An 18,645-nucleotide genomic window follows, 5' to 3' on the forward strand; every position below is an offset into this window, starting at 1 on the left:
CAGGCATGCGGCTGATTGCCGAAAATCTGGGCGGCGAACGCGGCGGCGAGACGGTCTTTTCCGGCATCGGTTTTGCGCTCGACAAGGGCCAGGTGCTGGTCGTCACCGGGCCGAACGGTTCGGGCAAATCGACGCTGCTCAGGGTCATCGCCGGGCTGCTGCCGAAGGTGCAAGGCGACGTGCGCATCGAGGGCGGCGGCGAGACGTTTCCGACGATCGCTTCGGCGGTCCACTATCTCGGCCACCTCAATGCAATGAAGACGGCGCTCAGCGTGGCGGAGAATCTGCGCTTCTGGCGCGATTTCAACGGCGACGGGCAGTCGGGTGTGGGGGAGGCGCTGGAGACGGTTGGTCTCGGCGGCATCGGCCATCTGCCTTTCGGATATTTGTCGACCGGGCAAAGGCGGCGGGCGGCCATTGCGAAATTGCTGGTCAGTCATAAGCCGCTGTGGCTGCTGGATGAGCCGACGGCTGGGCTGGACAAGGCCTCGGAGGCGCGGTTTGCGGGGCTGATGACGAGGCATTGCGCGGAGGGCGGGATGATTGTCGCGGCGACGCACTTGCCGCTGGGATTGGATGGGGCGAAGGAATTGAGGATGGGAGCAACAGGGTGATGTCGGCATTCCCGCCCACCCCCCTCTGCCCTACCGGGCATCTCCCCCGCAGGGGGGGAGATCAGATGTCATGCCGGCTTTCGCCAATCACCGGCATTGAAAAAGAGGCGTCAGCAACGGAACTGCCAATCTCCCCCATTGCGGGGGAGATGTCCGGGAGGACAGAGGGGGGTGTGACGGAGCGCCACCTTCGGCGAGAAGGCGATCGAACCTTAAGGGCGGCTCGCCAATGCTAGCCCTCTTCCTGCGCGACGTCCGTCTCTCAATCCGTGCCGGGGGCGGGGCGCTCACCGGCGTCATCTTCTTCCTCGCCGTCATCGCCACCATCCCCTTCGGTGTCGGACCGGACCTGAAGCTGCTCGCCCGCATCGGTCCGGCGATCCTTTGGATCGGCGCTCTGCTCGCCTGCCTGCTCGGCCTCGACCGGCTGTTTCAGGCCGATCGCGAAGACGGTTCGCTCGATCTTCTGGTGCTGGGCAATGACCGCCACATGCTGGCGCTGACGGTGCTGGTGAAGTGCCTGGCGCACTGGATGGGCAGCGTTCTGCCGCTGGTAGTTGCGGCACCTCTGCTCGGCCTGTTCATGAACATGGAGCCGCTCAGCATCGGCGCCACCGCGCTCACGCTGCTGGTCGGCACGCCGGCCATCACTTTCATCGGCGCGGTCGGGGCGGCGGTGGCGGTGGCGCTGCCGCGCGGCGGGCTGCTGATCTCGGTGCTGGTGTTGCCGCTGACCATCCCGGTGCTGATCTTCGGGGTGTCGGCGAGCTACGGCGCGGTGGCCGATCCTGATCCGTTCCTGCAGCCCTTCCTCATTCTTGCCGCGCTGACGCTGTTTCTTGCCGTGCTGGGTCCGGTGGCGGCGGCGCTGGCGCTGCGGCATGGAACGGATTGATATGACCGCTCCGGCGCGACGATCAATTGCGAAGCCCCAGCCGCAAAGCTAAGAAGGCCGCAAAGCCATGGGAAGGCCATGATCGAGCACGACGAAGTGACGGTGGAAGGGGAGCGAAGCGCATGAGTGCACACGCACTCTATGTCGCGGCCGCCTATGGCATCACGGCGATCGTGCTGGCCGGGCTGATCGGCTGGATCCTGCTCGACCAGCGGACCCGCAAGCGCGAACTGGCAGACCTCGAAGCGGCCGGCGTGCGGCGTCGCTCGGACAAAGCCGGTACTGGGGCCAGCACTGGGGCCAGCAAGCCATGAGCACGGAAAGCGAAACGCCGGCGTCGCCGCGCCGCCGCCTGATCGTGCTGTTGCCGTTGCTGGTTTTTCTCGGCCTCGCCGGATTGTTCCTGTCGCAGCTTTTGTCGGGACGCGACGAGGCGGCAGTGCCGTCGGCGCTGATCGGCCTGCCGGCGCCGCAGACCAACCTGCCGGCGCTGGAAGGGTCAAACCTGCCCGGGCTGGATTCGAAAGCCTTCGCCGGCAAGGTAACGCTGGTCAACGTCTTTGCATCGTGGTGCGCGCCGTGCCGGGAAGAGCATCCGGTGCTCTTGGCGCTGTCGCAGGACAAGCGCTTCGTCATGGCCGCGCTAAACTACAAGGACCAAGCGCAAAACGCGCGCCGGTTCCTTGGTGATCTCGGCAATCCATTCCAGGCGATAGGTGTCGACGAGGCTGGCCGCACGGCCATCGACTGGGGCGTCTACGGCGTGCCGGAAACGTTCGTCATCGGCAAGGACGGCAAGATTGCCTACAAGCATGTCGGGCCGCTGACAGGGGAGTCGGCTAGGGATGTTCTGTTGCCGCAGATTGAAAAGGCGCTCGCGGCACCGGGCTGACGTTGGCGCCATGCCCCCTCATCGGGCCGCTACGCGCCCCCTCCTCCCCGTGGGGGAGAAGAGGGAAGCATCGGCACAGGCTAGCTCCTCTCCCCGGGGGGAGAGGTCGGATTGCCCGAATTGCTCATGCAATTCGGTTTGGCAATCCGGGTGAGGGGGCGGTGCCCCGCTGAGGTCTGAAATGCTCAGCCGTAGATCTGCCTGTGGACCTGGTAGAGCATTTCCGAGCGGTCGGCGCGCAGGTCGGCCAGATCGCGGCTCGTCAGGTTTTCGATTTCCGCGACGAGGCGGTTGTAGTGGCGGCGCTTGGCCATGGAGGTGCGCGCGCGGGAGAAGAGGTTGTCAAAAGCCATAGCAAGGGTCCTTTCGTGCCGCATATCAGCGGTGAATTTGTTCCTCCCTTGGTCGTTCGCACCATGACATAGGAATGGTGCGATGCGAAAAGAAGATGTTGCAATGCACCATTGCACAGGGCGCATAGCGGGTTAATACAGCGCTACAGCACCATAAACGGCCGGACAGGCTGGCGGGCCATGCCGGCCGGGCACCTTTTGTCTTACAAATTGCGCCTGCGCCACCTTGCCATCGCGCCCGCAGGCTGGCTTGATCCGCGCGTCACGTGATGCCCGGAGGAAATGCATGGCGACCGCAGACTATTACGAAATTCTCGATCCGCGTTTCGCGCGGCTATTCAACGGCAACGCCCAGGTGGAAAAGCTGTTTACCGGATGTCAGTGGGCGGAAGGGCCGGCCTGGTTCGCCGCCGGCCGCTATGTCGTCTGGTCCGACATCCCCAACAACCGCATGCTGCGCTATGACGAGACCGACGGCAATGTCAGCGTGTTCCGTCAGCCCTCCGGCAATTCCAACGGCAACACCGTCGACCGCCAGGGCCGACTGGTGACGTGCGAGCATTCCGGCCGCCGCGTCAGCCGTACCGAGCATGACGGCTCGATCACCACCATCGCGGCCGAATGGAAAGGCAAGCGGCTGAACTCGCCCAACGACGCAGTCGTGAAATCCGACGGCTCGATCTGGTTCACCGATCCGAGCTACGGCATCGACACCGACTATGAGGGCGACAAGGCCGAAAGCGAGATCGGCGCTTGCAATGTCTACCGGGTCGATCCCGACTCGGGCGAGGTCGAAGCCGTCATCACCGACATGGTCCGGCCGAACGGGCTTGCCTTTTCACTGGATGAAAGCCAGCTCTATGTCGTCGACACCGGCCGCACCCATGGCGCGCAGAACCCGGCGCATATGCGGGTCTTCAACGTCGGCAAGCACGGCAAGAAGGTGTCGGGCGGCAAGGTGTTCGCCGACTGCACGGCCGGCCTGTTCGACGGCTTCCGGCTCGACGAGGCCGGCCGCATCTGGACCAGTGCCGCCGACGGCATCCATTGCTACGAACCCGACGGCACGCTGATCGGCAAGGTCAAGGTGCCGGAAGTGACCGCCAATTGCGTGTTCGGCGGCAACAAGCTGAACTGCCTCTACATCGCCGGCACCACGTCGCTCTACATGGTGCGGCTGATGGTGAACGGGGCGAAGACGTATTGAGGCTGCTGGAAACGCTTCTCTGGCGGCCCTTGATGGCGTTTCTGCGCATGTCCGCGGCGCCTGTTGCGCGGCGGCCGCCGGAACCGCCGCCAAGCGGTTCGCCGGAGCGGATTTCGAAGCCGCCCAGCGGCGGCGGTATCAGACACAATTCAAGGGGAGGACGTCATGCCATTCGTCAACATCCGCATCGTCAAGGAAGTGATCGCCGCTGATCCCGCTGGCAAGAAGGCCGACATCGCCAAAAAGGTCACGGCGGCCATCATGGACGCCACCGGGCTTAGCAATGACGACGTCTGGGTGGTGTTCGAAGAGGTCAACGCGCGCGACTGGTATGTCGGTGTGACCGATGTCGAGACGTTGCGGAAGGGGTAGCACAGCGGCACGTTGGGGTGCGGCCGCACCCTTTCGTTCGTCATCCTAGGGTCTGCGCCGCGTCGCTTCGCTCCTTGCTCCGCCCTAGGATGACGAGGCAACGTTTGCGCGTATAAAACTCGCGAAAACCTGCACCGCTTCGCGCATGGCCCGCAGGTTCTCGTCCTCTCCCAGGATCGCTTCTATCTCCGGCGGTTTCTTGCCGAGCAAGGCAATCTCCAGAACCGCATTCTCACAAAGCGCGAACGACATGGTGCGCATGATCTCGGCCAGCGCGGCGCGGGCATAGAGCGAGCGCGCGGAGGCGTGGGCCAGCATGGCGGGCTTGCCGACGGCGGCGTCGCGCGAGACCAGCCAGTCGAGCGCGTTTTTCATGCCGCCGGGCACGCCATGGGCATATTCGGGGCAGGAGACGATGATGCCGTCGGCGCTGGTGACGGCCTCGATCAGCCGCATGGCCTCGGCCGGTGTGCGCTCGCCTTCGTCATCCGGGTTGAAGATCGGCAGCAGGCCGAGCCCGTCATAGACAGTTACGCGGCAATCCGAATGCGCGTTCGCGGACAGCGCCGCCAGCAGCGCCGAATTGGTCGAGGCGGCGCGCAGGCTGCCGGAGATGGCGAGGAGTTCGATCACGGGGAAACAGGGCTAGGGAAACCGGCAAAGGACTGCAATGGCGAATCGTACGCGAAATCTACCACAGGGTCTTGCTGTAGGCCTCGTCCAGCGAGCCGTCGAAATCGTCGGCAGTTTCGGTATACGCCATCTGATCGGACAGGATCTTACCCAGCGTCGGCAATGTGGCGCGGTTGTGCCAGCTGTCCGGCTTCCACAATTCGGAGCGCATCAAGGCCTTGGCGCAGTGCATGTAGGCGGCCTTGACGCTCACCACGACGACGCTTTGCGGTTGCCTGCCGTCGACGGCGAGGCGCTCGCGCAAACCGGCACCGACGGTTATGCGGGCATCGCCACTGATGCGCAGCGTCTCGTTCATGCCGGGGATGAGAAAAAGCAGGCCGACCGAAGGATTGAGCAGGATGTTCTCCAGCGTGTCCAGCCGGTTGTTGCCGGGCCGGTCGGGAATGGCGATGGCCTTGTCGTCAAGGACAAGGGCGAAGCCGGGCCTGTCGCCTTTGGCGTCACGTCGGCATTGCCGGCGCCGTCGGAAGAACCGATCAGCACGAAAGGGCTCTTGCCGATGAAGGAGCGGCAGTGGCCTTGAGCGCCTTGAGCTCCTTGAGCTCCTTGAGCTCCTTGCGCATCGATGCGTCGGTCGGCCGCGGCGTCTTGTAGATCGCCCTCATTTCATCGCGCGTGGTAACGAATTCCATGGCCGTCTCCGTTTATTCGGACGCAATTCCGGACGGCTTCACACTTTTCCTGGAATTGCCCTACTTGCCGGCTTCTTCCACCTTCTCGGTCTTATCCTCGATCGAATGGTGCAGGATCAGCGGCATCTGGCTGAAGGTGAACAACAGGGTGATCGGCATGATGCCCCAGACCTTGAAGGTAACCCAGAAGTCGGTGGAAAAATTCCGCCACACCACTTCATTGGCAAGAGCCAGGAACAGGAAGAACAGGCCCCAGCGGAAAGTCAGCTTGCGCCAGCCTTCGGCATCGAGGCGAAAGGCCGAATCGAAGACATAGCCGAGCAGCGATCGGCCGAAATACAGACCGCCGAGCAGCACGCCGCCGAACAGGGTGTTGACGATGGTCGGCTTCATCTTGATGAACACGTCGTCCTGCAGATAGAGCGTCAGCGCGCCGAAGATGAAGACGACGACGCCCGAGACCATCGGCATGATCGGCAAGGTGCGCAGCAGCAGCCAGGAGGCGATCAGCGCGATCGCCGTCGCCGCCATGAAAAGGCCGGTGGCGACGAAGATCGGCCCGCCGAATTCGGCCAGGACAGGAAATTTCTGCACCAGCCAGGCGCCGCGTGCATTGGCGAAGAAGAACACCATCAGCGGCCCGAGTTCCAGCACCAGCTTGAGCAGCGGATTGACGCTTTCTTTCTTCTTTCGCGGGTCGGACGGGTCGCGTTCGAGGATGGGTGGGTTCATGACTTCCTTCTGACGCATGATCTTGTCCAAAAAGCCGTCAGCTCTTCGGGATCATTGCCTGTTACGCTACGCCGGCGATCGCCCTGGCGAATTCGCCGGCCGAGAATGGTTCGAGGTCGTCGACCTGTTCGCCGACGCCGATGAAGTAGACCGGCAGTTTGTGCTTTGCCGCGATCGCGACCAGAATACCGCCGCGCGCCGTGCCGTCCAGCTTGGTCATCACCAGGCCGTTGACGCCGGCGACATTGCGGAAGATCTCGACCTGATTGAGCGCATTCTGGCCGGTGGTGGCGTCGACCGTCTGCAGCACGGTATGCGGCGCTTCCGGATCGAGCTTGCCCAGCACGCGCACGATCTTTTCCAGCTCCGCCATCAGTTCGGTCTTGTTTTGCAGCCGGCCGGCGGTGTCGATGATCAGCACGTCGGAGCCGGCCTCCTTGGCGCGTTCGAAAGCGTCGTAGGCGAGGCCGGCGGCATCCGCGCCTATCTTCGAGGCGATGACCGGCGACTTCGTCCTCTCGCCCCAGATCTTCAGCTGCTCGATGGCTGCAGCGCGAAACGTGTCGCCGGCGGCCAGCATCACCGACAGGCCACCATCGGTCAGTTTGGCGGCGAGCTTGCCGATGGTCGTGGTCTTGCCGGTGCCGTTGACGCCGACCACCAGAATGACATGCGGCTTGTGCGAGAGGTCGAGCTCCAGCGGCATGGCGACATGGGCCAGCACCTTCTCCACCTCGGCCGCCATGATGGTGCGGACATCCGCGTCGGAGACATCCTTGCCATAGCGGCTGGCAGCGAGGGCATCGGTGACGCGCAAGGCTGTTTCCATGCCCAGATCGGCACGGATCAGCACGTCTTCGAGGTCCTGTAGCGTCTCTTCGTCGAGCTTTCGCTTGGTGAAGACGCCGGCAATGTTGCCGGTAAGTTCTTTCGAGGAGCGGGCAAGCCCGTCGCGCATGCGCTGGAACCAGGAGCGCCGCGGCGCCGGTTCGGGCGCCTTTTGCGGCTCGGCTTTCTGCTCGACCTTTTTGGTGACGGTGACTTTGCCGGGAGCTGGTTTTGACTGTGGCGAAGGTTGCGGGGCCGGCGCGGGCGCCAGCTCGGCAACGATGGTCTTGGCTTCGACGGGCGCGGGTACAGCTTCAACCGACGTGCGCTTTACCTCCCCCTTGATGGGGGAGGTCCCAAGCGAAGCTTGGGGGTGGGGGTGATTTGCGCTGGCGTCGGCGCCATCACCCCACCCCGCCGCTTCGCGTCGACCCTCCCCATCGAGGGGAGGGTGGGGCGCCTCGTCCTTCTCCCCGTGGCTATACGGGGAGAAGGTGCCGGCAGGCGGATGAGGGGCGGCGCTGACCTCTGAGGTAGGCTGTGCGGGAGGCGCGGACGGTTGCGGCACTTCGATCGGGGCGGCCGGTTCTGCTGGAGTCTCGGCAGGCGTCGGCACTTCGACGGGAGCGGGCTCCAGCTGCGGTTCCGGACGCGATGGTTCGATCTCCGGCTCGGCCGGCGCCGGCGGCACTTCTTGGGGCTGCGACTCGGGAGCCGGCTCCGGAACGGCTGGCGGCGCAGGAACTTCTTCCGGTGCAGGCGGCTCGGGTATCTCCGGCTCAGGCTGCGGTTCTTCTACCGGCGCGGGCTCCGGCAACGGTTCCGGCTCGGATGGGACGACCGGTTGCGGCGCGGGCGGGATGGTCGGCGCGGGTTCGGGCTTCGGTTCTTCTGGCGCCGACTGCGGCGCAGGCTTTACCTCCCCCTCGATGGGGGAGGTCCCAAGCGAAGCTTGGGGGTGGGGGTGAGTGGCGCCGGCGTCGGCGCTCTCACCCCTCCCCGCCACTTCGTGGCGACCCTCCCCATCGAGGGGAGGGTGGGGCGTCGGCGGCTCGGGCTCCTCGCGCTTCAAGAACTCCGGAACGACCTGCTCGGCCGCCGGCTTCAGCGCCTCAAGCGCATCCCATTTGATCGGCGGCAGGGGAGCGGTTTCGTCGATGCGCTCCTCGACGACTTCCTTCTTGCCGAACGAAAATATGTTCTTGAAAAAACCGGCCATGCTTCAATCGTCTCAGGCGGCGCGGGCAGTGAGCGGGGCTGCTATCAGGCGCGCGCCGTCATGGCCGGTGATGTCTGCCTCGACGATCTCGCCCGGCGCGCCTGTGCCGAGCGCGGCAAGCGTGAACCCTTCGGTGCGGCCGAGGCCGTCGCGCTCGATAAGGATCGTTTGGCGCGTTCCGGGAAGCGACGACAGATGGCGGCGATACGCAGTCTCACCAGCGGCGCGCAGCTGGGCCGCGCGCTGCTTGACCAGTTCGCGGCGGACCTGCGGCATGCGCGCGGCGGGCGTGCCTTCGCGCGGCGAAAACGGGAAGACATGCAGGTGCGTCAGCCCACATTCCTCGACGATCTTTATCGAATTCTGAAACATTTCCTCGGTCTCGGTCGGAAAGCCGGCGATGATGTCGGCGCCGAAGACGATTGCCGGGCGCAATTTGCGCACATCTTCGCAGAAGCGGATCGACTGGTCACGCAAATGCCTGCGCTTCATGCGCTTCAAGATCATGTCGTCGCCCGACTGCAGCGACAGATGCAGATGCGGCATCAGCCTGGGCTCGGTGGCGATGGCGTCCAGCAGATCGTCGTCGGCTTCGATCGAATCGATGGAGGACAGCCGCAGCCGCTTCACATCAGGCACCTGCTTCAGGATGGTCTTCACCAGTTTTCCCAGCTTCGGCGCGCCCGGCAGGTCGGCGCCGAAAGAGGTCATGTCGACGCCGGTCAGCACGATCTCGGCATAGCCGTTGCCGGCGAGACGCTTGACCTGCTCGACAACCGCGCCCATCGGCACCGAGCGCGAATTGCCGCGGCCGTAGGGGATGATGCAGAAGGTGCAGCGGTGGTCGCAGCCATTCTGCACCTGCACGAAAGCGCGCGCCCGGCCCTCGATGGCGTCCACCATATGACCGGCAGTCTCGCGCACCGAGAAAATGTCGTTGACGCGCGCCTTCTCGCTGTCGTTGACGCCGAAATCCGGCAGCGCGCGGTAGGAGTTGGCCTTCAGCTTCTCTTCGTTGCCAAGCACGAGGTCGACCTCGTCCATGGCGGCAAAATTCTGCGGTTCGGTTTGCGCGGCGCAGCCGGTGACGATGATGCGCGCCGCCGGGTTTTCGCGGCGGGCTTTGCGGATCGACTGCCTGGCCTGGCGCACCGCTTCCGAAGTGACGGCGCAGGTGTTGAAGATGATCGCGCCGCCTTTGAGCGCGCCGAGACCTGCGCTTTCGGCCTCGCGGCGCATCACCTCGGATTCATAGGTGTTGAGACGGCAGCCGAAGGTGACGACGTCTATGCCTTGGGAGTTGGGGCCTTTGGTATCGGCAAGTGCAGACATCAGGCCGCGCTTTCGGTGTCGCGGGCCCAGGTGCCGGTCGACGGATCGAAATTGCCGGAAAACTCCCATTCGGCAGCGCCGGTCAGGATGACGTGGTCGTCGTCGCGCCATTCCACATGCAGCGAGCCGCCGCCGGGCGTCATCAGCGTAACGCTGCGGCCGGTGCGCCGGGTGCGGGCAGCGGCGACGACGGAAGCGCAAGCGGCCGAGCCGCAAGCCTTGGTCAGGCCGGCGCCGCGCTCCCAGGTGCGGATGATCATCGTCTCCGGCGACGTTACCTGGGCGATGGTGATGTTGGCGCGTTCGGGGAAGATCGGATGGTTTTCGAGCAGCGGCCCGAAACGCTCGAGCTCGTAGGACCAGACATCGTTGTCGACCCAGAAGATGGCGTGCGGGTTGCCCATCGAGAGAGCCGAAGGCGAATGCAGCACCGGCGCGTCGATGGGGCCGATCTGCAACTCGATCATGCGGGTGTCGCGGAATTCCTCCGCCAGCGGAATGTCCTGCCAGCCGAAGCGCGGCGTGCCCATGTCGACCGAGATGGTGCCGTCGGCATGTTCGACGGCGTTGAGGATGCCGGCGCGGGTCTCGAAGATGAAAGTCTTCTGGCCGGTTTCGGCGGCCAGCGCCTGGACGACACAGCGCATGCCGTTGCCGCAGGCCTGCGCGCCCGAGCCGTCGGAATTCAAGATGTCGATGTAAAAGGCGGTGCCCGGCGTGCGCGAATCGTGGATCGCCATGATCTGGTCGAACCTGGTCGCCGCATCGGCGTTCAGCGCGACAGCCGACGCCGCCGTGACCCTATCGGCACGGCCACGCATGTCGGCGACGATGATTTCGTTGCCGATGCCGTTCATCTTGGCGAAGGAGGCAGTGCCTGCCATGATCTGAGGTAATTCCTGTACGTTTCGCCGCTATATGGCGGAAACGGGCGGGAATTACCAGTGTGGGCTGCGTCTAGGTTACCGCGAAAACGCCGAGTACGATCAGCAGGAAGATGACGAGAACGATGCCGATCAGCAGGCGCGCGCCGGTGGCGGCGGCACCGGCCAGCGCCGGCATGCCGAGCAGGCTGGCGGCGGCAGCAACGATCAGAAGAATGATGATCCATTTGATCATGGACAATGCCTCGCAAATTGACTGGCCTGCAGCCGGCTTAAGAACGCATCTGCGGCGCTCTGGTTCCGTTGCCGCGAGGCTCTTTCCGACTGGGCGCGCTATTCGGCAATCTCGAAGTCGGTCGTGAAAGGCGCCGTCTTTGGCGAGTTCTCGTCGTGCATGAGGAAATCCGCGCGGTATTTGCCGGGGGGAACGCCATCCAGGGAGACGTTTAATTTGAAGAACATCTCTCGGTTATGCGAGCGGGAGGCGAGCTGGACCCGACCAAGCTTTTCGACGCTGCCCAGCTTCTCGCCCGACTGGGAAAGCACGGTAAGGTCAACGTAAAGCGCGATCTGGTTGTTGCCGAGCCCATCCGAGCCGTAGCCGTAACCGACCGGTTCCATATAAAGCACGATCTCTTCGCCCGGCTTGTAGACATGGTTCGGGCGCTCGGCGTAGGCGCCGAAGCCGCTGGCCGAGGTAATATGCTTCACATTTTGCACGCCAAGCGGCATCGCTTGCCACAGAGCGTCCTCGGCGCTGCGGAATTTGTCCAGCGCGCCGGCGCCATCACCCGCCTGCAGTGCCTTTTCGGCTTCAGCGGCGCGATCGGTGATTTCACCCGCGAAAGCGGCCGGCGTCGAAATTACCAGCGCGATCAAAACTGCCAAGATTGATTTCATCTGTTCCCCCTGTTGCGATAGACCATCGGCTAAAACGGCAGTGCCGTAAACGGCCAAATGCAGACTTCAGCCGCGCTCGATCTCGGGAACGTCCCAAAGCTCGCCCGGATGCAAGGCGCGAAACCGCTCACCCAGGCCTTGCGCCTTAAGCGCTTCAGTCAGTATTGCGCCGGCATTTGCGCTCGACCGCCGATGCGCCGACCTGCCGCGGGCTCCGGTGCCGCTTTCGCAACCAATGTACCGGTTGGAACCGCGCTAGAGCGAAGACATGCCTTTTGTGCGCCAGCCATTTTGCGACAAATTTACAACAATTCGTGGTGCAAACCCTATTTTAACCATATCGGGTTGAAATTTCGCCACCTTCTCCATCTTGGTGAGGGGTGAGATTGTGCGGACGGCTTCCCCCCAGCCGGATCCGACGGAGGTTGGAATGATTTTTTCGAGAAGCGGGCTGATGGCCGTATCGCTGGCAGCGCTCGTTGCGAGCGGCTGTTCGACCTCGCGTTTTTCATCGATGGATGACCAGCAGCCCGCCCCGCTGCAGCCGGCGCCCGCCGGCACGGTGAGCGGAAGCCAGCTGCCTCCCCCGGCAGCGCCGGGCACCACCGACCCGTCGCAATTCCCGACCGCGCCGGCAGGCGCGCAGGTCGCCTCGCTGCCGCCGGACGGATCGGCGCCGGCCGGAGCCTCCGACCTTACCGCTGCCAGCGTTGCCGGCGTCTGGAACGCCAGCGTGTCCGGACAGAGCTGCAAGGTGGCGACGCCGCAGACCAAATTCGGCGCCGGGTTCCGCGCCGGGCCGCTGCATTGCCCGCCGCCCATCGACGGCATCAAATCGTGGAACGTCGCCGGCAAGCAGCTGACGCTCTATGACGAGAATGGCGGCACGCTGGCGCGGCTCTATTCCTCGGGCGGTTCGAAATTCGACGGCCAGACTACCAACGGCTTGCCGATATCGCTTACAAGATAGGCTGCCTATCCCTAGACAGCGACGTGACCGATGCATCTGCGTGACGGCCTCCAGACCCATGCGACCGTCAGGCAGCGCTACGACCATCTGGTCGCAACCGGCGCCATCGAGCGCGATCCTGCGCAGGAGCGCATCGCCGCCGCGCTCGACCGGCTGACCGACGAGATCTCGGTCAAGCGGCTGGCGCACAAGTCGAGCGCGCTCGGCTGGCTGTTTGCCCGCAAGCGCGAGACGCGCGAGGCCGTCAAGGGCCTCTACATCCATGGCGGCGTCGGTCGCGGCAAGACCATGCTGATGGATATGTTCTTCGAGCTGTTGCCGGTCAGGCGCAAGCGCCGCGTTCATTTCAACGACTTCATGGCCGATGTGCAGGACCGCATCCAGAAGCACCGGCAGGCGCGCAAGAACGGCGACGTCAAGGAGGACGACCCGATCCCGCCGGTCGCGCTTCAGCTTGCCGAACAGGCCTGGGTGCTGTGCTTCGATGAGTTTTCGGTCACCGACATTGCCGATGCGATGGTCCTGTCGCGGCTGTTTTCGGCGCTGTTCGCCAATGGCGTGGTTCTGGTCGCCACCTCGAATGTCGCGCCGCAGGACCTTTATCGCGACGGGCTGAACCGCCAGCTTTTCCTGCCCTTCATCAGCATTCTCGAGCGCCACGCCCATGTGCTGACGCTCGATGCCGACAAGGACTACCGGCTGGAAAAGCTCGCCCGCACGCCTGTCTATGTCACGCCGGCGGATGCGGAAGCCGATCGTATGCTCGACGAAGCCTGGCAGGCGATGACGCATGGGGCGGCAACGGCCGAGACCGCGCTGACGCTCAAGGGGCGGCAGGTGAGAATACCGGCTGCTGCCGGCAATGCGGCGCGGTTTTCCTTCGCCGACCTCTGCGAAAAGCCGCTCGGCGCGCGCGATTTTCTGGCCATTGCCGGCCGCTTCTCGACCGTCTTCATCGATCACGTGCCGGTGCTGGGCGAAGGCAAGCGCAACGAGGCCAAGCGCTTCATCCTCCTGATAGACACGCTCTACGATCATCACACGCGGTTGGTGGTAAGCGCCGATGCCTCGCCCCCTGAGCTCTATACGGCCAGGCGCGGCAACGAGGTGTTCGAATTCGAGCGCACGGCCTCGCGGCTGATCGAGATGCAAAGCCGCGACTGGCTGGAGGACTGGGCGGAACGGCAAAAGGCGAAGGCGGAAGTGCAGGTCTGAGGGTTCGAAGAGGTCATTATGTAGTGATCCTTCGCGCCCCCCTCTGTCCTGCCGGACATCTCCCCCACACGGGGGGAGATTGGCGGTTTCGGCGCTCCGCTCATTCCTGCGGCCATTGGAGATTGGCGAAAGGTCGCGTGACGTCCGATCTCCCCCCTCGTGGGGGAGATGCCTGGCAAGGCAGAGGGGGGCGCTGTCCCGCCGACGCCTAAAGCTCATACGCATACATTACAAACGCCTCCGCCTGCCCATGCTCCTCCCTGCGTTTTTCATAAAGCCCGCGCGATGGAACATTGTCCGGCTCGGTGCCGACCCAGGCTTCGCCGCAACCTTTGCTCGCGGCCGAGCGCGAACATCGCGTCGAGCATCTTTCGCGCGATGCCATGGCGCTGGTAGGCGGGTGAGACGCCGACCTCGTCGACGTAGAGTTCGCTGACCTTGTCCAGGTGGCGGTGGATGACGGCAGCACACTGGCCGACGACGACGCCATCGGCCAGTGCCACAATCATCATATGACCTGAGGAGGCGAGGTAGGCGGACAGTCTGTCGGCCCGTACCAGTTCGTCGAACACGTCTTCGGCGATGCGCTTCACAAGGGCGTCATGGCCTGGATATAGTCTTCTGATTTCCACGCTCATTGTGTAAAATCTCCCAAGCTGGCATACAAACTTTGACGTTTACGTAAATCCCGATCTTTCTAACCGATTGAAATCATTCACTCGAAAATAATCGATTGAATATATTTTCCACCGGGGCTACTGGATGCGGCGAAATCTCGCTGAGATCATAGCATTCCGGCCTCTTCCTCGACGCCGTCAACAGATCGCCAGGGATTTGGGCGTCGTCACAGACAAAGGGAAAATTTCCTCACATGGCACGCAACAAGATAGCGCTCATCGGCTCCGGCATGATCGGCGGCACGCTCGCTCACATGATCGGCCTCAAGGACCTCGGCGACGTGGTGCTGTTCGATATTGCCGAGGGCATCCCGCAAGGCAAGGGGCTCGATATCGCGCAGTCGTCGCCGGTCGACGGTTTTGACTCCCGGCTGACCGGCGTCAATGATTATGCCGGGATCGAGGGCGCCGATGTCTGCATTGTCACTGCCGGCGTGCCGCGCAAGCCGGGTATGAGCCGCGACGATCTGCTGGGCATCAACCTCAAGGTCATGGAACAGGTCGGCGCCGGGCTGAAGAAATATGCGCCGAAGGCTTTCGTCATCTGCATCACCAACCCACTCGACGCCATGGTCTGGGCGCTGCAGAAGTTTTCCGGCCTGCCCAAGACCCATGTCGTCGGCATGGCCGGCGTGCTCGACAGCGCGCGCTTCCGCTATTTCCTGGCCGAGGAGTTCAAGGTCTCGGTCGAGGACGTCACCGCCTTCGTGCTCGGCGGCCACGGTGATTCCATGGTGCCGATGATCCGCTACTCCACGGTTTCGGGCATTCCGTTGCCGGACCTCATCAAGATGGGCTGGACCTCGAAGGAAAAGCTCGACCAGATCGTCCAGCGCACCCGCGACGGCGGCGCCGAGATCGTCGGCCTCTTGAAGACCGGCTCGGCCTTCTACGCGCCGGCTGCCTCGGCAATCGCGATGGCCGAATCCTATCTCAAGGACAAGAAGCGCGTGCTGCCTTGTGCGGCGCATCTCTCGGGCCAGTATGGCGTCAAGGGCACCTATGTCGGCGTGCCCGTTGTCATCGGCTCCGGCGGCGTCGAGCGCATCATCGAGATCGACCTCAACAAGGCCGAGCAGAAGATGTTCGACGCTTCGGTGGCGACGGTGCAGGGCCTGACCGAGGCCTGCGTCAAGATCGCCCCGCATCTCGCCTCTAAATAATCCTCCGGAGACCATCCAGATGAACATCCATGAATATCAAGGCAAGGCGCTGCTGAAAAGCTTTGGCGCGCCGGTGGCCGAAGGCGTGCCGGTGTTCAAGGCAAGCGAAGCGGAAGCCGCGGCACAAGCGCTTCCCGGTCCGCTCTATGTGGTGAAGAGCCAAATCCATGCCGGCGGCCGCGGCAAGGGGAAGTTCAAGGAACTGTCGCCCGACGCAAAGGGCGGCGTGCGGCTGGCTAAGTCGGTTGCCGAAGTCGTTGCCAACGCCAATGAGATGCTCGGCCACACGCTGGTGACCAAGCAGACCGGCCCCGCCGGCAAGCAGGTCAACCGCCTCTATATCGAGGACGGCGCCGACATCGATCGCGAGCTTTATCTGTCGATCCTGGTCGACCGCTCGGTCGGCCGCATCGCTTTCGTCGTCTCGACCGAGGGCGGCATGGACATTGAAGGCGTCGCCCACGACACACCGGAAAAGATCATCACCCGCGCCATCGATCCGCTGGCCGGCGTGACGACCATCGACGTCGACATATTGGTGGAAGCGCTGGGCCTCACCGGCGATGCCGCCAAGGATGCCGGCACGCTGTTCCCGATCCTCTACAAGGCCTTTGTCGAGAAGGACATGAGCCTGCTCGAGGTCAACCCGCTGATCGTGATGAAAAACGGCCGCCTGCGCGTGCTGGACGCCAAGGTGTCGTTCGACAACAACGCGCTGTTTCGCCACCCCGAACTGATGGAATTGCGCGACACCACGGAAGAGGACGAGAAGGAGATCGAGGCGTCGAAATACGACCTCGCCTATGTCGCGCTCGACGGCAATATCGGCTGCATGGTCAATGGCGCCGGCCTCGCGATGGCGACGATGGACATCATCAAGCTCTACGGCGCCGAGCCCGCCAACTTCCTCGATGTCGGCGGCGGTGCGTCCAAGGAAAAAGTGACGGCGGCGTTCAAGATCATCACTCGGGATCCGGCGGTCAAAGGCATCTTGATCAACATCTTCGGCGGCATCATGAAGTGCGACATCATTGCCGAGGGCGTGATTGCCGCGGTCAAGGAAGTCGGCCTGGAAGTGCCGCTGGTGGTGCGCCTCGAAGGCACCAATGCCGAGCTCGGCAAGAAGATCATCAACGACAGCGGCCTCAACGTGGTGTCGGCGGACGATCTCGACGACGCAGCCAAGAAGATCGTGGCCGCGGTGAAGGGCTGAAGGCGAATGCCTCCGCGCAAGATAAACCTGGTCGAGGCGGCGGATCGAACGATCACCAAGGTCTTCGATCCGCATATTGCCGGCGACGTCAATGACAGCCAGGCGAAGGTCGCCAAGTTCGGCGGGACCTTCGACTGGCACGCGCATGAGCATGAGGACGAAGCCTTCCTCGTCCTGCGGGGCAGGATCGCCATCGATTTCCGTGACGGTCCGGTCGAACTCGGCGAGGGTGATTTCATCGTCGTGCCGAAGGGCGTCGAGCACCGGCCGCGCTCGCTGACCGCCGAGCCGGTGGTGCTGATGTTCGAGCCGGCAACGACGCTCAACACCGGCAACGCCAAGAGCGACCTCACCGTCTCCGACCTGAAGCGGCTCTGACCATGAACGCGTTCTCCTCGCTCTCGGCCGATCACCAGCGCCTGCAGGCACTCGTCGGCGCGTGGCGCGGCGAGGAAGAGGTGGCGGAAACGCAGTGGGCCGATGGCGGACCGGCGACTTCCGACGTGCTGACAGAGCCACAGTTCGGCGGCCTGTTCGTGGTCCAGCGCTATCGCCAGCGCCGCGACGGCACGGTCTCGTTTGGCTCGCACAGCGTGTTCGGCTTCGACCAGCCAAACAGGCTCTTCACCATGCACCAGTTCGACTCCATGGGTTTTGTGCCGGCCACGCCGGCCACAGGAACGTGGAACGGCGATGAGCTGGTCCTGGAGCGGTCGTCGCCGCGTGGCTCAGCGCGCGTGACCTATATTTTCGACAATGCCGATGCCTACCGGATGCGACTGCATTTCAAACCTGCCGGCAGCGACAGCTGGCAAGACATGGTGAGCGGCGTCTACCGGCGCGTTTCGCCTTCCTCGATCAACGGTTTTTAGAAAAGGGCTCCGATGTCCATTCTCATCGACAAGAACACCAAGGTGCTGGTTCAGGGCCTGACCGGCAAGACCGGCACGTTCCACACCGAGCAGGCCTTGGCCTATCACGGCACCAGGATGGTCGGCGGCATCCATCCCAAGAAGGGTGGCGAGACCTGGACCGGCGCCAAGGGCGAAAACCTGCCGATCTTCGGTTCCGTTGCCGAGGGCAAGGAAAAGACCGGCGCCAATGCCTCGGTGGTCTATGTGCCGCCGGCGGGCGCCGCCGAAGCCATCCTCGAAGGCATCGAAGCCGAGATCCCGCTGATCGTCTGCATCACCGAAGGCATTCCGGTGATGGACATGGTTAGGGTCAAGGCGCGGCTCGACCGCTCGACCTCGCGGCTGATCGGCCCGAACTGCCCCGGCGTGCTCACCCCCGACGAATGCAAGATCGGTATCATGCCCGGCAACATCTTCCGCAAGGGCTCGGTCGGCGTTGTTTCGCGCTCGGGAACGCTTACCTATGAGGCAGTGTTCCAGACCACCAATGTCGGCCTCGGCCAGACCACCGCCGTCGGTATCGGCGGCGACCCCGTCAAAGGCACCGAGTTCATCGACATGCTCGAAATGTTCCTCGCCGACGACGAGACCAAGTCGATCATCATGATCGGCGAGATCGGCGGTTCGGCCGAAGAAGACGCCGCGCAGTTCCTCAAGGACGAGGCCAAGCGCGGCCGCAGGAAACCGATGGCCGGCTTCATCGCCGGGCGCACCGCGCCGGCCGGTCGCACCATGGGCCATGCGGGCGCGGTCATATCCGGCGGCAAGGGCGGCGCGGAAGACAAGATCGCGGCGATGGAATCGGCCGGCATTAAAGTATCGCCATCGCCGGCGCGTCTGGGCACGACGCTGGTCGAGGCGATCAAGGCCAAGTGAGTAGCGAGTAGTGAATAGCGAATAGGGAAAAGAGAGTAACGGCGCGACCCGGGAAAAATCC

The 18,645-nt window shown here is 63.7% G+C and carries 24 protein-coding genes; 13 read left to right on the forward strand and 11 right to left on the reverse strand.

The window, feature by feature from the left end; genetic code table 11:
• The first annotated feature begins 5 nt into the window (after window positions 1-5).
• The 4 genes from ccmA to ACYG9Y_RS26035 all read left to right on the forward strand — a co-directional run bounded on the left by ccmA (window position 6) and on the right by ACYG9Y_RS26035 (window position 2,401).
• On the forward strand, window positions 6-614 hold the full coding sequence (ccmA, locus tag ACYG9Y_RS26020) for a heme ABC exporter ATP-binding protein CcmA (protein ID WP_023738015.1): 609 nt from the start codon (window positions 6-8) through the stop codon (window positions 612-614).
• A 229-nt stretch (window positions 615-843) separates the two neighbouring features.
• Entirely contained in the window at window positions 844-1,509 is a 666-nt protein-coding gene (gene ccmB, locus ACYG9Y_RS26025; RefSeq protein ID WP_023824364.1) for a heme exporter protein CcmB, read from the forward strand.
• Between the two features lie 122 nt (window positions 1,510-1,631).
• Complete coding sequence (ccmD, locus tag ACYG9Y_RS26030; RefSeq protein ID WP_023738014.1) at window positions 1,632-1,823, forward strand: heme exporter protein CcmD; 192 nt, start codon at window positions 1,632-1,634, stop codon at window positions 1,821-1,823.
• On the forward strand, window positions 1,820-2,401 hold the full coding sequence (locus tag ACYG9Y_RS26035; protein ID WP_023726030.1) for a DsbE family thiol:disulfide interchange protein: 582 nt from the start codon (window positions 1,820-1,822) through the stop codon (window positions 2,399-2,401). Before ccmD ends, ACYG9Y_RS26035 begins: the two co-directional genes overlap by 4 nt.
• A gap of 185 nt (window positions 2,402-2,586) precedes the next feature.
• Here ACYG9Y_RS26035 and ACYG9Y_RS26040 read toward each other — a convergent pair whose 3' ends face one another.
• Entirely contained in the window at window positions 2,587-2,754 is a 168-nt protein-coding gene (locus ACYG9Y_RS26040; protein ID WP_023671737.1) for a hypothetical protein, read from the reverse strand.
• Window positions 2,755-3,040: 286 nt separating this feature from the next.
• Here ACYG9Y_RS26040 and ACYG9Y_RS26045 point away from each other — a divergent pair, with 286 nt between their 5' ends.
• Complete coding sequence (locus ACYG9Y_RS26045) at window positions 3,041-3,961, forward strand: SMP-30/gluconolactonase/LRE family protein (RefSeq protein ID WP_023738013.1); 921 nt, start codon at window positions 3,041-3,043, stop codon at window positions 3,959-3,961.
• Between the two features lie 165 nt (window positions 3,962-4,126).
• Entirely contained in the window at window positions 4,127-4,333 is a 207-nt protein-coding gene (locus ACYG9Y_RS26050; protein ID WP_023683852.1) for a tautomerase family protein, read from the forward strand.
• An 84-nt stretch (window positions 4,334-4,417) separates the two neighbouring features.
• Here ACYG9Y_RS26050 and ACYG9Y_RS26055 read toward each other — a convergent pair whose 3' ends face one another.
• The 9 genes from ACYG9Y_RS26055 to ACYG9Y_RS26095 all read right to left on the reverse strand — a co-directional run bounded on the left by ACYG9Y_RS26055 (window position 4,418) and on the right by ACYG9Y_RS26095 (window position 11,613).
• A complete protein-coding gene (locus tag ACYG9Y_RS26055; protein ID WP_023738012.1) occupies window positions 4,418-4,966 on the reverse strand; it encodes an NADPH-dependent FMN reductase in 549 nt (182 codons plus the stop codon).
• A gap of 58 nt (window positions 4,967-5,024) precedes the next feature.
• Window positions 5,025-5,543: an MSMEG_1061 family FMN-dependent PPOX-type flavoprotein gene (locus tag ACYG9Y_RS26060; RefSeq protein ID WP_460223149.1), complete on the reverse strand. Its 519-nt coding sequence runs from the start codon at window positions 5,541-5,543 to the stop codon at window positions 5,025-5,027.
• Complete coding sequence (locus ACYG9Y_RS26065; protein WP_245260380.1) at window positions 5,506-5,661, reverse strand: hypothetical protein; 156 nt, start codon at window positions 5,659-5,661, stop codon at window positions 5,506-5,508. Before ACYG9Y_RS26065 ends, ACYG9Y_RS26060 begins: the two co-directional genes overlap by 38 nt.
• Window positions 5,662-5,721: 60 nt before the next feature.
• Window positions 5,722-6,393, reverse strand: a complete 672-nt coding sequence (locus ACYG9Y_RS26070; RefSeq protein ID WP_023715760.1) for a septation protein A — start codon at window positions 6,391-6,393, stop codon at window positions 5,722-5,724.
• Window positions 6,394-6,454: 61 nt separating this feature from the next.
• On the reverse strand, window positions 6,455-8,440 hold the full coding sequence (gene ftsY, locus ACYG9Y_RS26075) for a signal recognition particle-docking protein FtsY (protein ID WP_023738011.1): 1,986 nt from the start codon (window positions 8,438-8,440) through the stop codon (window positions 6,455-6,457).
• Window positions 8,441-8,452: 12 nt separating this feature from the next.
• Window positions 8,453-9,772 carry a tRNA (N(6)-L-threonylcarbamoyladenosine(37)-C(2))-methylthiotransferase MtaB gene (gene mtaB / locus ACYG9Y_RS26080; protein ID WP_031253449.1) on the reverse strand — a complete coding sequence of 440 codons (1,320 nt, stop codon included), beginning with the start codon at window positions 9,770-9,772 and terminating at the stop codon, window positions 8,453-8,455.
• Complete coding sequence (dapF, locus tag ACYG9Y_RS26085) at window positions 9,772-10,656, reverse strand: diaminopimelate epimerase (protein ID WP_023738009.1); 885 nt, start codon at window positions 10,654-10,656, stop codon at window positions 9,772-9,774. Before dapF ends, mtaB begins: the two co-directional genes overlap by 1 nt.
• A 73-nt stretch (window positions 10,657-10,729) precedes the next feature.
• Window positions 10,730-10,891 carry a DUF1328 family protein gene (locus ACYG9Y_RS26090; protein ID WP_023671746.1) on the reverse strand — a complete coding sequence of 54 codons (162 nt, stop codon included), beginning with the start codon at window positions 10,889-10,891 and terminating at the stop codon, window positions 10,730-10,732.
• Between the two features lie 98 nt (window positions 10,892-10,989).
• Complete coding sequence (locus ACYG9Y_RS26095) at window positions 10,990-11,613, reverse strand: hypothetical protein (RefSeq protein ID WP_245260379.1); 624 nt, start codon at window positions 11,611-11,613, stop codon at window positions 10,990-10,992.
• A gap of 373 nt (window positions 11,614-11,986) precedes the next feature.
• Between ACYG9Y_RS26095 and ACYG9Y_RS26100 the strand changes: the two genes are divergently transcribed.
• Window positions 11,987-12,526, forward strand: coding sequence for a protease inhibitor Inh/omp19 family protein (locus ACYG9Y_RS26100; RefSeq protein ID WP_023687689.1), 540 nt, complete (start codon window positions 11,987-11,989; stop codon window positions 12,524-12,526).
• Between the two features lie 30 nt (window positions 12,527-12,556).
• A complete protein-coding gene (zapE, locus tag ACYG9Y_RS26105) occupies window positions 12,557-13,741 on the forward strand; it encodes a cell division protein ZapE (protein ID WP_023738007.1) in 1,185 nt (394 codons plus the stop codon).
• Between the two features lie 269 nt (window positions 13,742-14,010).
• On the opposite strand, the gene ACYG9Y_RS26110 is transcribed toward zapE, so the two are convergent.
• Complete coding sequence (locus tag ACYG9Y_RS26110) at window positions 14,011-14,379, reverse strand: GNAT family N-acetyltransferase (protein WP_245260378.1); 369 nt, start codon at window positions 14,377-14,379, stop codon at window positions 14,011-14,013.
• Window positions 14,380-14,612: 233 nt separating this feature from the next.
• On the opposite strand from ACYG9Y_RS26110, the gene mdh reads away from it, so the two are divergent.
• From mdh to sucD, 5 genes are read left to right on the forward strand one after another with little or no spacing between them, the layout of a single operon-like run.
• Window positions 14,613-15,581: a malate dehydrogenase gene (gene mdh / locus ACYG9Y_RS26115; RefSeq protein WP_023738006.1), complete on the forward strand. Its 969-nt coding sequence runs from the start codon at window positions 14,613-14,615 to the stop codon at window positions 15,579-15,581.
• 19 nt (window positions 15,582-15,600) lie between these two features.
• Window positions 15,601-16,794 carry an ADP-forming succinate--CoA ligase subunit beta gene (sucC, locus tag ACYG9Y_RS26120; protein WP_023687692.1) on the forward strand — a complete coding sequence of 398 codons (1,194 nt, stop codon included), beginning with the start codon at window positions 15,601-15,603 and terminating at the stop codon, window positions 16,792-16,794.
• 6 nt (window positions 16,795-16,800) lie between these two features.
• Entirely contained in the window at window positions 16,801-17,172 is a 372-nt protein-coding gene (locus ACYG9Y_RS26125; RefSeq protein ID WP_023738005.1) for a cupin domain-containing protein, read from the forward strand.
• A 2-nt stretch (window positions 17,173-17,174) separates the two neighbouring features.
• Window positions 17,175-17,666 (forward strand): DUF1579 family protein, encoded by a 492-nt coding sequence (locus ACYG9Y_RS26130; protein ID WP_023738004.1) that lies wholly within the window; start codon window positions 17,175-17,177, stop codon window positions 17,664-17,666.
• Window positions 17,667-17,678: 12 nt separating this feature from the next.
• A complete protein-coding gene (sucD, locus tag ACYG9Y_RS26135) occupies window positions 17,679-18,584 on the forward strand; it encodes a succinate--CoA ligase subunit alpha (RefSeq protein WP_023738003.1) in 906 nt (301 codons plus the stop codon).
• Window positions 18,585-18,645: the final 61 nt, after the last annotated feature.

This window comes from Mesorhizobium sp. W050 (genome assembly GCF_054719535.1).

Bases quoted from the DNA above. Each gene is read 5' to 3' on its own strand.
- zapE (WP_023738007.1), top strand. From the start codon at position 12,557: ATGCATCTGCGTGACGGCCTCCAGACCCATGCGACCGTCAGGCAGCGC.
- ACYG9Y_RS26070 (WP_023715760.1), bottom strand. From the start codon at position 6,393: ATGAACCCACCCATCCTCGAACGCGACCCGTCCGACCCGCGAAAGAAG.
- ccmB (WP_023824364.1), top strand. From the start codon at position 844: ATGCTAGCCCTCTTCCTGCGCGACGTCCGTCTCTCAATCCGTGCCGGG.
- ftsY (WP_023738011.1), bottom strand. From the start codon at position 8,440: ATGGCCGGTTTTTTCAAGAACATATTTTCGTTCGGCAAGAAGGAAGTC.
- ACYG9Y_RS26130 (WP_023738004.1), top strand. From the start codon at position 17,175: ATGAACGCGTTCTCCTCGCTCTCGGCCGATCACCAGCGCCTGCAGGCA.
- ACYG9Y_RS26045 (WP_023738013.1), top strand. From the start codon at position 3,041: ATGGCGACCGCAGACTATTACGAAATTCTCGATCCGCGTTTCGCGCGG.
- ACYG9Y_RS26100 (WP_023687689.1), top strand. From the start codon at position 11,987: ATGATTTTTTCGAGAAGCGGGCTGATGGCCGTATCGCTGGCAGCGCTC.
- ACYG9Y_RS26110 (WP_245260378.1), bottom strand. From the start codon at position 14,379: ATGAGCGTGGAAATCAGAAGACTATATCCAGGCCATGACGCCCTTGTG.
- ACYG9Y_RS26040 (WP_023671737.1), bottom strand. From the start codon at position 2,754: ATGGCTTTTGACAACCTCTTCTCCCGCGCGCGCACCTCCATGGCCAAG.
- mdh (WP_023738006.1), top strand. From the start codon at position 14,613: ATGGCACGCAACAAGATAGCGCTCATCGGCTCCGGCATGATCGGCGGC.
- ccmD (WP_023738014.1), top strand. From the start codon at position 1,632: ATGAGTGCACACGCACTCTATGTCGCGGCCGCCTATGGCATCACGGCG.
- sucD (WP_023738003.1), top strand. From the start codon at position 17,679: ATGTCCATTCTCATCGACAAGAACACCAAGGTGCTGGTTCAGGGCCTG.
- dapF (WP_023738009.1), bottom strand. From the start codon at position 10,656: ATGGCAGGCACTGCCTCCTTCGCCAAGATGAACGGCATCGGCAACGAA.
- mtaB (WP_031253449.1), bottom strand. From the start codon at position 9,772: ATGTCTGCACTTGCCGATACCAAAGGCCCCAACTCCCAAGGCATAGAC.
- ccmA (WP_023738015.1), top strand. From the start codon at position 6: ATGCGGCTGATTGCCGAAAATCTGGGCGGCGAACGCGGCGGCGAGACG.
- ACYG9Y_RS26125 (WP_023738005.1), top strand. From the start codon at position 16,801: ATGCCTCCGCGCAAGATAAACCTGGTCGAGGCGGCGGATCGAACGATC.
- sucC (WP_023687692.1), top strand. From the start codon at position 15,601: ATGAACATCCATGAATATCAAGGCAAGGCGCTGCTGAAAAGCTTTGGC.
- ACYG9Y_RS26050 (WP_023683852.1), top strand. From the start codon at position 4,127: ATGCCATTCGTCAACATCCGCATCGTCAAGGAAGTGATCGCCGCTGAT.
- ACYG9Y_RS26035 (WP_023726030.1), top strand. From the start codon at position 1,820: ATGAGCACGGAAAGCGAAACGCCGGCGTCGCCGCGCCGCCGCCTGATC.
- ACYG9Y_RS26065 (WP_245260380.1), bottom strand. From the start codon at position 5,661: ATGGAATTCGTTACCACGCGCGATGAAATGAGGGCGATCTACAAGACG.
- ACYG9Y_RS26090 (WP_023671746.1), bottom strand. From the start codon at position 10,891: ATGATCAAATGGATCATCATTCTTCTGATCGTTGCTGCCGCCGCCAGC.